This window comes from Vibrio profundum (assembly GCF_050337555.1).
Lineage (GTDB): Bacteria > Pseudomonadota > Gammaproteobacteria > Enterobacterales > Vibrionaceae > Vibrio > Vibrio profundum.
In genome coordinates, this window is record NZ_JAKJTA010000003.1 from 506,450 (window position 1) to 522,592 (window position 16,143).

Consider the following 16,143-nt stretch of genomic DNA (forward strand, 5'->3'; position numbering starts at 1 on the left):
TTAGCTCGAAGAAGTGCCTTGTCTGATGATCTAAGTGGCCTTTTCGCATGTGTAATCGAACCAGTGATCTCTGTTCTTAATACGGTGATGTCAATGGATGGTATGGGGGAGGGCGGAAGACAAGCCGTGATTTAATTATTGATAGCTGGTTCGTGCGATAAACCTTCCGTAATCGAAAGGTTGGGTCGCAGAACCAGCTTTAAGTGTCTTTTAATCCGTAGAGTTTAGGTAGAACAGAATCAGCGAGGGATGAGGTAGTGGACGCTAAACAATGAGTCTTCATCTGTCCAAGTTCGTTGAACCTTAAGCTCTGCTTGCTCAGCTAAGCGGCCAATATCACTCAGGGTATATTTGTACGAATTCTCTGTATGAATGCGCTCGCCTTCTTTGAAGGAAACTAAGCTTTCTCCGACTCGTACGCTATGATTGCAATGGCTGATTAAATGCATCTCAATTCGGCTTTTTTCTTCATTGAATTGAGCTAAGTGAGAGAAATTATTGGTATTAAAAGTCGCATGAGCCAAGGTGTTGATATTGTTAAGGACGTTAAGGTTGAACTCTGCGGTTACGCCCTGAGAATCATTGTAAGCCGAGTTTAGTAGAGAAGCGGGTTTAACTAAGTCTATGCCGATGAGTATGCCACCTTCGCCGCCTCCTTGTTTGATGCTGTCGTTAAGTAATTTCAGGAAAGCCACGGCGTCTTGCGGATTCATGTTCCCGATCGTTGATCCTGGGTAGAAGAAAACCCTCCGCCCTACAGGGATGTTATCGGAGTAGATTAGCGATTGTGAAAAATCGGCGCAAATGGCATCAATGTTTATCCAAGGGTACTCTGAACCAAGTTTTTTCGCTGACATTTCAAGAAAATCACCTGAAACATCAATCGGCACATAAGATTGAGGCTGGAGGTGGTCTAACAGTATCCTCACTTTTTCACTGCTGCCACTGCCGGGCTCAATAAGTACGCAACCGTCTCCGCATACCTCCGCCATCTCATCGGCATGCTTTTTCATGATGAGCTTTTCTGTTCGAGTCAGGTAATACTCTGGCAGCTCCGTAATTTTTTCAAATAACACTGAACCACGGTGATCATAAAAATATTTAGCGTTGATTGTTTTTTGCTCTTCCATAAAGCCAGATAAAATATCGTTTTTATCATCGCTAATTGCTTGCTCAAGCGATACAAAAGAAACGTTCTTTACATCTTGTTTTGCGTTAAGGCTTTGGTTGTTCACGTTATCTCCTTTGACGTGGTTAATTTTTAAATTAAATCTTTTGCCAACCGTAATCCCGTAAATTGCCACCTGTCTTGCGGGTAAAAGAAGTTGCGATAACTTGTCCGCGCATGGCCGGTTGAAGTGACGCACGAGCTTCCTCTGAGCACCCATTGGTTGCACATAAATTTGCCGTTATATTCTCCAATGGCTCCTTTCTCGACGCGAAAACCGGGATACGGTCGGTAGGCGCTCGATGTCCATTGCCAACATGTACCAAATGGCTGACATAAGGTGGATGCTGTGTCCTGTTCGGTTGGGTACTGAGGGTGGAAACTTTGTGGCATTTCTGGGGTGATTGCGGTGTTTTTTACTGCAAACTCCCACTCAAATTCAGTGGGCAGCCTTGCCCCAGACCAGGTCGCGAATGCATCGGCTTCAAATAGGCTCAAATGGGTCACTGGGCTGTTGGGATTCCATGGTTGCGGGCCGTACAAAGTAAATTCTTGTTGGATACCTTGTTTTTCGTGCCAGTATAATGGGCTATCCCAGCCATTTTTTTGGACGACTTGCCAGCCATCAGATAGCCAAAATTCTGGCTTTTTGTAGCCCCCATCAAGGACAAACTCCATGAACTCGCCGTTAGTGACTAATCGGTTTGCCATCTGAAATGGTGGTAAAAACACGGTATGCGATGGAGATTCATTGTCGAAGAAAAAAGGTTCGTCACCATTATTGATGCCTACTTCGGCCAGTCCGCCAGAAAACTCCAGCCATTCTAATTCAGGTGATTTTCCAACCGTCTCGACATTTTTTTGTGAAAAAGCGGGTAGGGTCGGATTACGGGAAAACGAATACTTGATATCGGTTAACAGCAGTTCTTGATGTTGCTGTTCGTGATTGAGGCCGAGCTGCATACGTTTTAATATTTCAGGGTTGCTATTGTTTGATACAAGCTTCAGTATACAGGCGTCGACGTGTCGTCTGTATGACAAGACATCTTTGTTTAGCGGTCGAGTTAGTAGCCCTCTATGCGGGCGGGAAAATTGATCACCGACGGAGTTATAGTAGGAGTTAAACAAGACCTCATAGTGATTATCTCTAGCTTGGTAACCTTGCAGAAATTCTTTGAGGATGAAAGTTTCAAAAAACCAAGTCGTGTGAGCCAAATGCCACTTCGGCGGGCTCACAAACTCTGACGCTTGTAAGTTAACATCTTCCGCATCAAGGTATTCATACAGTTCCAATGAATACGCTCGAACGGTTTTAAAGGTAGAGATTAATTCACTAATTTTATTTTTAAGCACAATAATACTCTCAGTTAATCTTGTAGAGACCACCAACTTCGACATGCTTTTCGCTACGATTAACGTGCATCAGCCCGCCATCTTTTGAAACTTGGTGAAGTATAAATTTGCCATCAAAGTGACTGGCGACAACTCGTGCCGCAGAGCCCGTTGCCATGTCTTCAACTGGACCATATTGAGGTGCGAAGTATCTGAAATTGAGGAGAGTTGGATCGGATGTCCGAGCAACACAAATCAATGCTCGATTGGTTGCTTGCACGATTTGTGCGCTAGATATCGTCATGCTACGCAGATCGGTCATTTGGGGCCATTCCAGTAACAGGTATCCGGTATCACCACCATATAGCGTTGCACTTTCACACAAGCTAATTTTCTTCCCTTCAAAAGAAAATGCCTTATGTATCCATGTCGGTGGTGTGATTTTTTCCCCGAGAAGTCTAGAAAAACGCAACCAAATCTTCCCCATGGATTGCTTCGCTTGCACTATGCGCCCGCTGATCAAGAAGCCGACTTCGTTATACTGTTTTGTTAGGAATAGATGAGAGGCTGCGCAGAGCAAGCCATGGCCGCAACATTCGATGACATGCCCATCTTTAGAGCACATGATTTCATACAGGGGAATTGAGGAAGAAGAGCGCCATACAACGCAGTGAGTTTTATCTTCTTTACTGATTAACTCATGCAAGCATTCTGGCTTAGTATCAAAATATGAGACGACGCAAATATTCCCTTTTGCTGCGTAATGGCTTTCGCCCATAAACGCACTGTAGCTAAACTGCAATGGCTATCCTTCTTAGTGATGAAAGATAGGTAACGTCTTCATTTACTTGGTATATCACGCTAACCAAAGTCCATTTTAAATATTAACTAATAAACTTAGCGGATATTTTCTTTTACACAAATGGGAAGATCACAGTTTTTGGTGAAATGCTTTGTTTGGTCTTTTATGGTGATGGAGTGGCTAGCTCAAACGGGTCAGGTGATAGTTTAATGGTGACAAAGATCTAAGTAGCGAAATCTTAAGCGCTGAGATCAGCGCTTAGTTTAAGGTAGTCGATTTCAATATTTCGACATATGAGCTTGTTGAGCCATCCCACTTGCAAACCGAGCAATAGCCATCCGCCATTATGTGCTCACAATTGTCGTAATTATATAGGTAATGCGCGCACTCTGGGCAAAGGTGAACCATTTGAGACTTAGATACGATGAAGTGACTAGCGCATTCATCGCACTCACTTTCTTCTAGTTTCTGATTCACTTGAACAAGCATTGTCGCAAGTCGATAACTTTCATCAACGAGATCTTTTGTTGCTGAGCTGTAGGAAAAGTAATTGGTTAGATCAACAACGTCGCAAATTATTTGTTTACAAGGCGAGATTTCAAGACGGTTTGAAAGTTCAATAAAGTTTTCTAACCATTCCTGATAATCATCAATATAGCCCGTAATTTCCAGAAGTTTACCCAATTCATTAGTGAAGTGAGTCAACGAGCTCTCACGTTGACATGCTAACTTTAATTCAGAAAAGACAACTAGTAAGTTTCTTTTGAATATTTCATCAGTACTTTGGTTAGGTAACTCAATTTCTCCTAATTTTAGTTCTAGGGCGGTTCTGGCTAGCCAAAAATTAGAATTGTGTTCACTTGGTAGGGGAATACTTACTTCGGCGCAGGCTCTTTTAAATAACTCGACGACTTCCTCATTGGAATCGTGGGAGGCGCTAGCAAGTAACACCATGTGCTCTGAATCAATTCCCTTCATCAGTGCGTTAAGTCCGCATTGAATCATAGCTTGTCTAAAGTTTTGATCTGTAAGGTATAGGCAATAAGCCAATTTGAAGCCTTGGATATTCATGATTTAGTTATTTTTAATCAACACGATGGATGCCATTTATAGCATAAAAATACTGTGTATTGCTCGCAGGACTGCGATAGACCCCTTGAAGTTTTAGATGGTTCAAGGCCATAGAGGCTATTTCCCAAATCATATCTTCATCAATCTCAGTGATCTCGTTGCCGAAGATGTCAAACCCTGTGATTTTTACGAGCTCCTTTAGTTTGGCAGATTTTAATCTTAGACTTTCAGGATAAGCTTTATTTGCCCAACCCCACATCCAAGTTTTACTAAGGGAATTGAAACTGCCGATAGGTACTATCGTGGATCTGACGCAGACTTTATCGGCTTGAAGAAACTCAATTTCTTCTGCATCGAGATCAAGCTCGTACTTATCAAAAGAGCCAAAGCCGAAGGTATCTATAAGTTTTTGTTGTTTTATTTCTAGTTCATCGAAACATATGTCAATAAAGCTTTGAAATTGCTCATCGTTCATAATGTGTTTATTCTTATTAAGTTAGATGGAAAATGCATATTCTCGATATTCTTACCAGTGAAAGCGTACACACACAAGCTCACTTTCTCAAATTACGTAATGTAGGGGGAAACGGCGAGATGAAACCTGAAAAACGCTTCGTGTTTAATCAGCCGAATACCCCCTGTGCTATTACATTCTTTTGTCCTTCTTACTCAGCTTACCTAACAAATAATCAACTAACTCCGACATAGGCAACTGTGTCATCTCACCGTTTTGTCTGCATTTGATTGCAACCATGTTTTCTGCCACTTCATTGTCACCGACTGTCAGAAGGAAAGGCACTTTCTGTTTGTGAAATCGCTTCATTTTTCGCGAGACGGAACTTTGGCTCACATCCACCAATACTGGGATGTTATGGGCTAGGCATATTGCTTCTAACTTACGGACGAAGCTACTGTGTGATTCACTGACAGATGCGATGGCAACGGGAGTGGGGTGTAACCAAAGAGGGAAGCTGCCTTGTGAGACTTCCAATAAGATACCAATCCAGCGCTCGATGGAGCCATACATGGCTTGGTGTAGAATCACGGGTTGCTCAAATTCACCTTGTTCGTTTGTGTAATGAATATCAAAGCGTTCGGGTAAGTTGAAATCAAATTGAATGGTGCCGCATTGCCAGTTTCTACCAATGGAATCTGTGAGAGAGAGTTCTATTTTCGGGCCATAGAAAGCACCTTCACCTTGCTGGTATTGAGCATCAATACCCTCTGATTGACAGGCGGAATCCAGTAGAGCCTGAGCTTGAAGCCACTGCTCGTCGAGCCCCAACGCTTTGTCGGGCTTAGTGGATATTTTAACTTCAAGTGAATGATAACCATAATCGCCATACACTAATTTGGCACGTTGCAGGTAGGCACGGATCTCTGATTCAGCTTGCGACCATAAACAAAACACATGCGCATCATCTTGAGTAAATTGACGCGCTCGCAGGCAACCATTCAGTGAGCCTGAGGATTCGTTGCGATGCACTAAGCCAAATTCAAATAGTTTGAGTGGCAGATCGCGATGGCTGTGCACGCCGCGCTTATAGAGCAAAATATGCGCCGGACATGACATGGGTTTTAAAACATAACCTTCTCGACTTTCTTGTCCACCGCCAAAAAACATGTTTTCTGAAAACATGTCTAAATGGCCAGATGTTTGCCACAATTCCTGTTTCATGAATACGGGTGTGTTGACCTCCTGAAAGCTATTGACGAGGTAAACATGCCGCATATGATCCTGAATGTTTCTAGACAATCGCCAGCCATTGGGATGCCAAAAAATCATCCCCGGCGCTTGAGGCTCTGAGTGGAATAGGTCGAGTTGTTCTGCAATTTCGCGATGAGTTTTCATAACTTTCTCCGTTGTTAAACTCTGAGCGAAATACAAAAAAAGGCATAAAAAAACCTCCGGCGATTTCGCTCAGAGGTTTTTTTAAGATGTAAGAATCTACCCCCCGAACGTGCTCGTGGTGGTAGTGGTGGTGTTTAGGGCGCAGATATTAATTCGTTTCATGCTTTATGAGTATCAAATCCCGACATAAGCGGCAAGTACTAATTTTTGTTTTTCGTTTCCAACAAAAAAAGCAGTGACTTGGGCCGCTGCTTTTTTGTCTAGATTGTGATTTGTGTTTAACTAGCCGGCATTTTCTGTGAATGTGCTGACATAATGTTGCGTTGAGTCATCTGGAAGCCTAAAGCGCATAGCCAGCGTCATAATAATTGCGCAGAAGATGCCAATCACGACAAAGTCTACGCCGAATGGCATTATGCCTTTACCGCCTCCGAAATTTCCTAGGTAGGAGAGCAGCGATAGGCCAATGAAATAAGGCCACATCCATGTTGATTCTTTCCAGTCAATTTTGAACGTACGGCCACGTTCGGTAAGGCAGTGATAGCCAAAAAATAGCGCTAGGCCTGCGGCCAATGCAATGCTTATCTTGGATACGGTGTCCCAACCACTCCAGTAAGACATGAGTGTCGCAATGTAGAATGCAGCCCATGACCAAACTGTGGTGAATGGTAGCTTGAATGGACGCTTGATGTCCGGCATTTGTCTACGTAGCGCAAGCAATGCGATGGGTGCAATCGCGTAGGTTAAGGACATCAGAGAAGACAAAAATCCGACCATTTTTTCCCAGCCCGGTAGTGGGGCAAACATCAACATACCGACGACAAAGTTGACGAGGATGGCAGTGATTGGGTTGCCTTGTAGGGTAATGCGTTGCAGGGCAAGAGGTAAGTAACCATTTTTGCTCATGCCGAACAGTGAACGACTTGAACTACTACAATACATAAGGCCAGAAGCTAACGGGCCAGCTAGAGCACCGATGTAAAGCAGTGGTAGCAGGCTTGTGAGGTGATCTTGCTGCAAAGTTGCTGCAAGTGGGCTCATCGCGCCGCTAAGATCGAGGTTATGCCAACCATGAGCGAGATTCTGGCCTGTCATAGACGTTAAGAAAGCGGTTTGTAGCAATAAGAATACAACTAAGCAGATCACGATAGAACCAATGATCGCAATCGGTAGCGCTTTGGCTGGATTTTTGGCTTCGCCCGCCAATTCAGCTGCCTGTTTAAAGCCAGTGAACGCAAACACGATACCACCAGAGGTAATGGCTGCAAATACGCCATGCATGCCGAACGGCGCGAATCCGCCAGCTTCCTTATGAACCAATTGTGATGAGTGGTGGAAGTAGGTCAAGATAACCAACGCAATCACGATAGGAATAATGAGCTTTAAATAAGTGAGTGCGTTGTTAGCTTTGATTAGCCAGTGCAGCGAGTAGGTATTGATGGCACTGATTGCGAGCATCAATGCGGTCGCCGTCATATACCCTTCAGTGGTTAACGCCCCTTGTGTATGGGTTAAACCTGGGAAGTAGAAAGCGAGGTACTGCACTACTGCTTGAACTTCCGTTGGCGCAAGAGCCATATAAGATAGCCAAATCACCCATGAAAACACAAAGCTGACCAAGGTACCGTGGCTCAATAATGGAATACGGGTACTTGAACCAGTAACAGGGAAGGCGGTGCACAGCTCAGCGAAGACAAAAGCAATGATAATGGAGGTGATGCCGCCGATAACCCAAGCTAGCAATGCCGCAGGGCCTGCTAATTGGGAAGTAAAATAGGCGCTGAACAGCCAGCCAGAGCCTAAAATCGCGCTTACCGATGAAAACAGTAAGGCGGTAGGGGAGATACTACGTTTAATTGTCACACGAAAACCTATTAAGTTATTGAATTATTATATGGTATGGGTACAAGTTCTTGGGTTTAAAACAAAATAACTGTTGTAGTTTGGAGAGCAGAACAATAAGCCATTGGCTAGTGAAATGTTGGTAGACTTTAGTCTTATTAGGCTGTTAGTTAGAATTAAATCACAGTATTGGTATTCATTATTGAGATTTTATTCGACGCTGAAAAATTGACGAATTTCTCAGCGTTTTGTTTGAATTCAGTGCAAGTGTAGCGTAGGGGATTTATACGGCAGGTTACAGTTGGATCTCTTTCCACTCACCGAGAGGTAAATCACCCAGCTCGATAGAGCCCACTGAGTAACGCACTAATCTCAACGTAGGAAAACCAATGTTCGCAGTCATACGCCTGACTTGGCGATTACGTCCTTCAATAATGGTGATTGCTAGCCAGGTGGTCGGGATATTCGCGCGGAATCGAACGGGGGGATTACGCGGCCACAATTCTGGCTCGTGCATCACGCTGACTTTTGCTGGCAAGGTCATTCCGTCTTTGAGCTCTACACCGCTGCGTAGCTTATCCAGTTCTTCTTCATTTGGCGCACCTTCTACTTGTACCCAATAAGTTTTTGGCGACTTGGAAGACGGCTGAGTGAGCTTGGCTTGCAGTATACCGTCGTTGGTGAGCACGAGTAGCCCCTCACTGTCCCGATCGAGTCGGCCAGCGGCATAGACATCTTTCACTGCAATGTAGTCAGCAAGCGTTTTTCTACCATCACCATCGGTAAACTGGCTCAGTGTATCGAAGGGCTTATTGAATATAATTACTTTGCGTTCGCTAAGTGGCAAAGAAGGTTTGCTTTTTGCTGGCGCTTTTCTTCTATGTGGTTGGCCATGAACGTCGTTTGAGCGGCGATCGGTGCGTTTCATACTGTTTTTTTGTTTCTGGTGTGTAGAGCGAGAAAAATTGGAGTTCGAACGAGTCGACATGTTAACTAACCTGCAAAAAAGTAAACATTCTGTGTACAAAAGTATATTGAGCTATATTTATGAGCTAGACTGTGCGCGCCTATAAACACGAACATTGAGTAACGAAATAGACTCTTGCCTTTGTTTTGTTTAATTATAGATGACCCAGACTCATGGATTGGTTCAGGAGTCTGTTAAGGTATTTAAAGTCGCTTAGAAACACGAGTCGGCTACCGGAAAGCGCGTCGTTATGTTGGCGCATAGACCGAACATATTTACTCGCACCAGATAGGTGTTGCTAGAACAATAGGGAAACTTCATGTCTAAAGAAAAACCTACCATCATTTACACTATTACCGATGAAGCACCTGCGCTTGCGACGTATTCTCTACTTCCGATTATTCAGTCATTCACTGCGTCTTCAGGTATAGAGGTTGAAACTCGAGATATTTCTCTAGCTGGGCGTATTATTGCAAACTTCCCAGAGTATTTAAAAGAAAATCAAAAGATCGGTGATGCACTGGCTGAATTAGGTGAGCTGGCGAAAACGCCGCAAGCCAATATCATAAAACTGCCAAACATCTCTGCGTCTGTGCCTCAACTGAAGGCAGCAATCAACGAATTGCAGCAAAAAGGTTATGCATTACCTAACTATCCAGAAGAGCCTGCGAACGCGACTGAAACCGCTATTAAAGAAACCTACGATAAAATCAAAGGCAGCGCAGTAAACCCTGTGCTTCGTGAAGGTAACTCTGACCGTCGTGCTCCGTTATCTGTGAAGAATTACGCGAAGAAAAACCCGCATTCAATGGGTGCGTGGGACGCAGGTTCTCAGTCTCACGTCTCCAGCATGGCAGGCAATGACTTTTTCGGCAGTGAAAAATCGGTGACGGTTGCCGGCGCAACTCAAGTGAAAATTGAGTTTGTTAGCAAAGATGGTCAAGCAACCGAGCTAAAAGCGGCGTTTCCACTGCAAGATAAAGAAATCATAGATTGCTCGGTAATGAGTAAAGCCGCTTTGGTTGAGTTTTTCGAAAAGCAAATTGAAGAAGCGAAAGCGCAAGGTGTATTACTTTCTTTGCACATGAAAGCGACCATGATGAAAGTGTCGGACCCAGTGATTTTTGGTCACGCGGTTAAAGTTTACTACAAAGACGTGTTCGCCAAATACTCAGACGTGTTTGATAGCCTAGGCGTAGATGTAAACAACGGCATTGGCGATGTTTACGCGAAAATCACGACTTTGCCACAAGCGGAAAAAGAAGAGATTGAAGCCGCTCTTGAAGCTGTCTACTCAACACAGCCGCCACTCGCAATGGTCGATTCAGATCGCGGTATTACCAACTTACATGTACCAAGCGACATTATAGTGGATGCCTCTATGCCAGCTATGTTGCGCTCGTCTGGCCAAATGTGGGGCCCAGATGGCAAGCAGCAAGATACTAAGGCGATGATTCCTGACCGAAGCTACGCAGGTATCTACCAAACAGTGATTGATTTCTGTAAAGAGCATGGCGCATTCGACCCTACGACGATGGGCAGTGTGCCAAACGTTGGTTTGATGGCGCAAAAAGCAGAAGAGTACGGTTCGCATGACAAAACCTTCATTCTAGATGCTGCAGGCAGTGTCCGTGTAATTGATACAGCGGGTACTACCTTGCTCGAGCAAGAAGTGGCTGAAGGCGATATTTTCCGCATGTGCCAAGTGAAAGATGCACCAATCCAAGATTGGGTTAAGCTTGCTGTAAATCGTGCGCGTGCCACCGGTGTTCCTGCGATTTTCTGGCTCGACGATCAGCGAGCTCACGATGCTCAGTTAATCAAAAAAGTAAACACTTATTTGGCTGAACATGATACGAAGGGGTTGGAAATTAAAGTACTTGCGCCAGTAGAAGCATGCGAGTTCTCATTGCAGCGCATTAAGCTTGGCCTAGATACTATTTCAGTCACGGGTAACGTATTACGTGATTACTTAACGGACTTGTTCCCCATTTTGGAATTGGGTACATCTGCGAAGATGTTGTCAATCGTACCGTTGATGAACGGAGGCGGTTTATTTGAAACGGGAGCAGGCGGCTCTGCGCCAAAACACGTTCAACAGGTAGAGAAAGAGAATCATCTACGTTGGGATTCTCTGGGTGAATTCCTAGCACTGGCTGCGTCACTAGAGCACTTAAGCGTGACTACAGGCAATGGCAAAGCTCAGGTTCTAGCGGATGCGTTAGACAAAGCAACGGGCGAATTCTTAGACAAGAACAAGTCTCCATCTAGAAAAGTGGGTGAGCTGGACAACCGTGGTAGCCATTACTATTTGGCAGCGTATTGGGCAAAAGCGTTAGCAGAGCAAAAGGCAGATGCAGAACTTGCGCAAGAATTTGCCTCTGTAGCCAACGCACTAGCAGACAACGAAGAGACAATCGTAGCCGAACTGAACAGCGCCCAAGGTATTGCTGGTGAGCTTGGCGGTTACTACGCATTAGAGTTTAACCTTGCTTCACCTCTAATGCGTGCAAGTGCGACACTAAACGCCATAATCGACTAGCTGACTAGCTAGAATCGATTAACCTAAGCGATCGCTTATACTAAAAACCCGCATCACGCGGGTTTTTTCATAGAGAAGGTTTAATTGTTCGTGCGATGCAATACACAATTTATGCTTATCCGCTTATCCGCTTATCCGCTTATCCGCTTATCCGCTTATCCGCTTATCCGCTTATCCGCTTAAACGATTTAGGTCATGTCTCACCTAGGCAGTGACTAATTTGGTCGTGCACAGCTTAGTGGATTGCGTGACGAGGTGCCGTCAGCGCGACATCACTTTAAGGCTTGGCCTTCTATCGGGACAACATAGCTGGCATGGAAACCTTTAGGGCCCTGTTCAACTTCGTAGGAGACTTGTTGCCCTGCTTTTAGGGTTCTGTAGCCATCCATTTGAATAATCGAATAATGAGCGAAGATGTCGCCGTCTTCTCCTTCAGGGCAGATGAAGCCAAACCCTTTGGCATTGTTAAACCACTTTACTGTACCTGTCGCCATGCTATACATCCCTCATGTATACTATTACCGATGTTATTGCCAGATCCATCCAATGAGTTGGATTGAATCTAGTGATGAATACATAAATGATATTTATCTAATTTATATTCATCATGTTGACCAATTTAGTCAATGATTGGCGACAGTCAATAGAAAAACCGCATTAAATTCTTGATATTTGTCGTTTCGTCAAGTTTTTTTTACGCAAATATGTAATCGCCGACAATTTTACAGGCTTTACGACTTGATCTGTGAATTGCGTGATTGGGTTCTTCTTAATCAAGGAGATACCGAGGTACGATAGAATCCAGCCGCTTTAGAGTTTGCAGCACAACCATTGCTGGATTAGGCTCTAAGTAAGGGATGTGTTTACAGAGCTGGTGGTTTCTTATCCAAATAAGAATGGATAGTGAAACGTTCGTCACAATGACGTGATAAAATATGGCCGATCAACACGTTGAATAATATATTAACAATGAGCAAACAATTTGAATGGGTATCTCCAGACTCAGATTTACTGGAGAAAGAAAAGACTAAAGTTAAGCCACCGGCGATGTATAACGTTTTGTTAAATAACGATGATTACACTCCGATGGATTTTGTTATCGAAATCCTTGAGCGCTTTTTTTCTATGGACATAGACCAAGCAACGCAAGTGATGCTCAGGGTACATTACGAAGGAAAAGCAGTCTGTGGTACGTATACTGCAGAGGTTGCGGAGACCAAAGTAGCACAAGTTACGGCGCACTCAAGGGAAAATGAGCACCCGCTACTTTGTACAATGGAGCAAGTCTAAATCTTATCGGAAGGTGAGGTTTTTCTAAGGAGGTACCTATGCTGAACAAAGAGTTAGAGTCGAGTCTCAATGGCGCGTTCGCCCGTGCACGAGACAAAAGACATGAGTTTATGACCGTTGAACACCTCCTATTAGCGTTAATTGAAAACGATGCTGCTAGAGAAGCGTTATGTGCATGCCAAGCTGATCTTGATGCTCTGCGTCAAGAACTTGACGTATTCATTGACCAAACCACACCATTAATCCCAGATAATGATGAAAACCGTGAGACGCAACCTACGTTGAGCTTTCAACGTGTGCTGCAACGTGCTGTGTTCCATGTCCAATCTTCTGGACGTAGCGAAGTGACAGGTGCGAATGTACTGGTTGCCATCTTTAGTGAGCAAGAATCTCACGCTGCATATTTGCTGAAGAAGAACGATATCAGCCGCCTCGACATTGTGAATTACATTTCTCACGGTATTACTAAAGCATCAAGTTCAAACGAAGATTCTGCTTCGGATTCCTTTAGTAGCGAAAACGTTGAAGAGGGAAGTAGCGAAGAGCGCTTGGAAAGTTTTGCCACCAATTTGAATATGGTTGCTAAGCAAGGCAATATCGATCCCCTTATTGGTCGTGATAAAGAGTTGGAAAGAACTGTCCAAGTTCTGTGTCGTCGTCGTAAAAATAACCCTCTGCTCGTGGGTGAAGCTGGCGTAGGTAAAACTGCGATTGCTGAAGGGCTAGCGTGGCGCATTGTTGAAGGCCAAGTGCCAGATGTCATTCAAAATAGTGTGATTTACTCGCTAGATATCGGCTCATTGCTGGCTGGCACCAAATACCGTGGCGACTTCGAGAAGCGTTTTAAAGCTATTTTGAAGCAGCTTGAAAAAGAAGACGATGCAATATTATTTATCGATGAAATTCATACTATCATCGGTGCTGGCGCTGCATCAGGGGGGCAAGTTGATGCGGCTAACTTGATCAAGCCACTTCTTAGCGGCGGTAAATTACGCTGTATTGGTTCGACAACTTACCAAGAGTACAGCAATATATTTGATAAGGAGCGAGCACTTTCTCGTCGCTTCCAGAAGATTGATATTGTTGAGCCATCACTTGATGACACGACTAAGATCCTGATTGGCTTGAAGCCAAAATACGAAGCTCACCATGCCGTTCGATACACGAACAAAGCATTGAGAGCTGCGGTAGAGCTTTCTGCCAAATATATCAATGAAAGACACCTGCCAGATAAGGCCATTGACGTCATTGATGAAGCTGGAGCAAGAAGTCGTTTAGCTCCTGCGAGCCGCCGTAAAAAAACGGTTAGCGTTGGAGATATCGAGGCGATGGTCGCCAAGATGGCTCGGATCCCTGAAAAGTCTGTCTCTTCTTCAGATAAAGATATTTTGAAGAGCCTAGACGACAAGATGAAGATGCTGGTGTTTGGTCAAGACTTAGCCATTGATTCACTGAGTGAAGCCATTAAGTTGACTCGCGCGGGCCTTGGTGAAGATAACAAGCCAGTCGGTTCATTCTTATTCGCAGGCCCAACTGGGGTTGGTAAAACTGAAGTTACGGTGCAACTTTCTAAATTATTGGGCATCGAATTGCTTCGTTTTGATATGTCTGAGTATGGTGAACGTCATTCGGTGAGCCGTTTAATTGGTGCTCCTCCGGGCTACGTTGGCTATGATCAAGGTGGTTTGCTTACTGACTCCGTTATCAAGCATCCTCACTCTGTCGTGCTGCTGGATGAAATTGAGAAAGCTCACCCAGATATATTCAACTTGCTGCTACAAGTGATGGATAACGGTACGCTAACGGACAATAACGGCCGAAAAGCTGATTTCCGTAATGTGATTTTGGTGATGACCACTAACGCTGGTGTTCAAGAGACTGTGAAGCAATCTATTGGTTTGATTCAGCAAGATCATAGTCATGATGCGATGTCGGTGATCAAGAAAGTCTTTACCCCTGAGTTCCGTAACCGTTTAGACAATATCATTTGGTTTAATAGCCTAGATGAAAACGTCATCCATCAGGTGGTCGACAAGTTTATTGTCGAACTGCAAGCTCAATTGGATGTACGTGGAGTATCGCTTGAGTTGTCTGAAGATGCTCGCCATTGGTTAGCAACGAAAGGTTATGACAAAACGATGGGTGCACGACCTATGGCACGGGTTATTCAAGAGCAGGTGAAAAAGCCGCTTGCGAACGAGTTGTTATTTGGTGTGCTAGTGAACGGCGGTACGGTGAAAGTCTCCGTTGAAAAAGATGAGTTGAAATTTAAATACCTAGGTGAGAAAGAAGAAGCTTTTCACTAATTGGTTTTAGCGACTAGTTATCTATGACTTAACAAGACTATGGCTTAACAAAACTACGGCTTAACAAAGCTATTGCTAAATAAGCCCATAGACCGACAAGTCATCAGCCAACAACTCAATAAACTCATAAGCAAAAGCCAGCGTCGTCGACGCTGGCTTTTTAGTGCTCGCTCAGCGCTGCAGGAACATGGTGCCACTGACGGGTGTATTGTTCGGGAGAGGTACCAGCATGGCGTCTAAACATGGCGATAAAGGCTGACGACGAGCTATAACCGAGCTCAAATGCGATATCTTGTACCGAAGTCGACTGTTTTAGCATTCTTAAAGCAGTGATAAACAGTAAGCGCTGTTTCCAGTCGTTGAACGTCATATTAAGCTCTTTTTTACAGCGACGGGCAAGGGTTCTCTCTGTGGTATAAGCAACACTGGCCCATTCTTTGAGAGTACGCTTGTCCGCCGGATTTTGTTGCAGTTCAGTCAGTATGGGGGCGAGTAGCTTATCTTGGCTGTTGGGCAAAAAATCTGGCATGGTGGGTGCGTGACTGAATTGGTCAATCAGCACATGTGCTAGTCTCTGCTCACGATGGCCATCAATATGATTAGTGCCCCAGGCGGAAAATTGTCCTAGGATACTTTTGCTTACTGGATCAATCGCGACGATGCAGGGATCAGAAGGCATTCTCAGTGCGTGTTCTGGTTCTATATAAATCGAACAATAGCGTTGAGCTTGCTTATACTGACTTTGGTGTTCAATGTTTGGTGGAATCCAAATCGCATGATCGCAAGGAGAAATTAGAAGCCTCTCACTGACATTAATTTCCATAACTCCCTGATCAATAGTGTTAAATTGCCCCCATTGATGGCTGTGATTTATGGTTTCAGAAGTGTTTTTAAACTCTTCGTATTGAAAACAAAGCGGTGCTGTCATTGGGATTGTGGTCGGGCCTATCGTCATAATCTTGTCTGATACT

At 44.3% G+C, this 16,143-nt stretch carries 13 protein-coding genes; 3 read left to right on the forward strand and 10 right to left on the reverse strand.

The features are described from left to right. Positions 1-239 precede the first annotated feature (239 nt). The 8 genes from egtD to L4C34_RS02310 all read right to left on the reverse strand — a co-directional run bounded on the left by egtD (position 240) and on the right by L4C34_RS02310 (position 9,055). Entirely contained in the window at positions 240-1,235 is a 996-nt protein-coding gene (egtD, locus tag L4C34_RS02275) for an L-histidine N(alpha)-methyltransferase (RefSeq protein ID WP_428787711.1), read from the reverse strand. 26 nt (positions 1,236-1,261) lie between these two features. Further along, positions 1,262-2,521: an ergothioneine biosynthesis protein EgtB gene (gene egtB, locus L4C34_RS02280; protein WP_428787712.1), complete on the reverse strand. Its 1,260-nt coding sequence runs from the start codon at positions 2,519-2,521 to the stop codon at positions 1,262-1,264. 10 nt (positions 2,522-2,531) lie between these two features. After that, positions 2,532-3,302, reverse strand: a complete 771-nt coding sequence (locus L4C34_RS02285; protein WP_428787713.1) for a hypothetical protein — start codon at positions 3,300-3,302, stop codon at positions 2,532-2,534. Positions 3,303-3,560: 258 nt separating this feature from the next. Next, positions 3,561-4,307, reverse strand: a complete 747-nt coding sequence (locus L4C34_RS02290) for a hypothetical protein (protein WP_428787714.1) — start codon at positions 4,305-4,307, stop codon at positions 3,561-3,563. Positions 4,308-4,386: 79 nt separating this feature from the next. Then, positions 4,387-4,848: a DUF6882 domain-containing protein gene (locus tag L4C34_RS02295; protein ID WP_428787715.1), complete on the reverse strand. Its 462-nt coding sequence runs from the start codon at positions 4,846-4,848 to the stop codon at positions 4,387-4,389. Between the two features lie 171 nt (positions 4,849-5,019). Beyond that, positions 5,020-6,261, reverse strand: a complete 1,242-nt coding sequence (thrS, locus tag L4C34_RS02300; RefSeq protein WP_428787716.1) for a threonine--tRNA ligase — start codon at positions 6,259-6,261, stop codon at positions 5,020-5,022. Between the two features lie 246 nt (positions 6,262-6,507). Next, positions 6,508-8,088: an APC family permease gene (locus L4C34_RS02305; protein WP_428787717.1), complete on the reverse strand. Its 1,581-nt coding sequence runs from the start codon at positions 8,086-8,088 to the stop codon at positions 6,508-6,510. Positions 8,089-8,362: 274 nt separating this feature from the next. After that, positions 8,363-9,055, reverse strand: coding sequence for a pseudouridine synthase (locus L4C34_RS02310; protein WP_428787718.1), 693 nt, complete (start codon positions 9,053-9,055; stop codon positions 8,363-8,365). A gap of 298 nt (positions 9,056-9,353) precedes the next feature. Here L4C34_RS02310 and L4C34_RS02315 point away from each other — a divergent pair, with 298 nt between their 5' ends. Beyond that, on the forward strand, positions 9,354-11,576 hold the full coding sequence (locus L4C34_RS02315; RefSeq protein WP_428787719.1) for an NADP-dependent isocitrate dehydrogenase: 2,223 nt from the start codon (positions 9,354-9,356) through the stop codon (positions 11,574-11,576). A gap of 272 nt (positions 11,577-11,848) precedes the next feature. Here the strand turns inward: L4C34_RS02315 and cspD are convergent, their stop codons facing one another. Then, positions 11,849-12,070: a cold shock domain-containing protein CspD gene (gene cspD, locus L4C34_RS02320; protein ID WP_428787720.1), complete on the reverse strand. Its 222-nt coding sequence runs from the start codon at positions 12,068-12,070 to the stop codon at positions 11,849-11,851. Between the two features lie 475 nt (positions 12,071-12,545). Here cspD and clpS point away from each other — a divergent pair, with 475 nt between their 5' ends. Together clpS and clpA are read left to right on the forward strand one after the other, a co-directional pair. After that, positions 12,546-12,866, forward strand: a complete 321-nt coding sequence (gene clpS, locus L4C34_RS02325; protein ID WP_428787721.1) for an ATP-dependent Clp protease adapter ClpS — start codon at positions 12,546-12,548, stop codon at positions 12,864-12,866. Positions 12,867-12,904: 38 nt separating this feature from the next. Further along, positions 12,905-15,172 (forward strand): ATP-dependent Clp protease ATP-binding subunit ClpA, encoded by a 2,268-nt coding sequence (clpA, locus tag L4C34_RS02330; RefSeq protein WP_428787722.1) that lies wholly within the window; start codon positions 12,905-12,907, stop codon positions 15,170-15,172. 160 nt (positions 15,173-15,332) lie between these two features. Here the strand turns inward: clpA and L4C34_RS02335 are convergent, their stop codons facing one another. Continuing rightward, positions 15,333-16,127 carry an AraC family transcriptional regulator gene (locus L4C34_RS02335; RefSeq protein WP_428787723.1) on the reverse strand — a complete coding sequence of 265 codons (795 nt, stop codon included), beginning with the start codon at positions 16,125-16,127 and terminating at the stop codon, positions 15,333-15,335. Positions 16,128-16,143 lie beyond the last annotated feature (16 nt).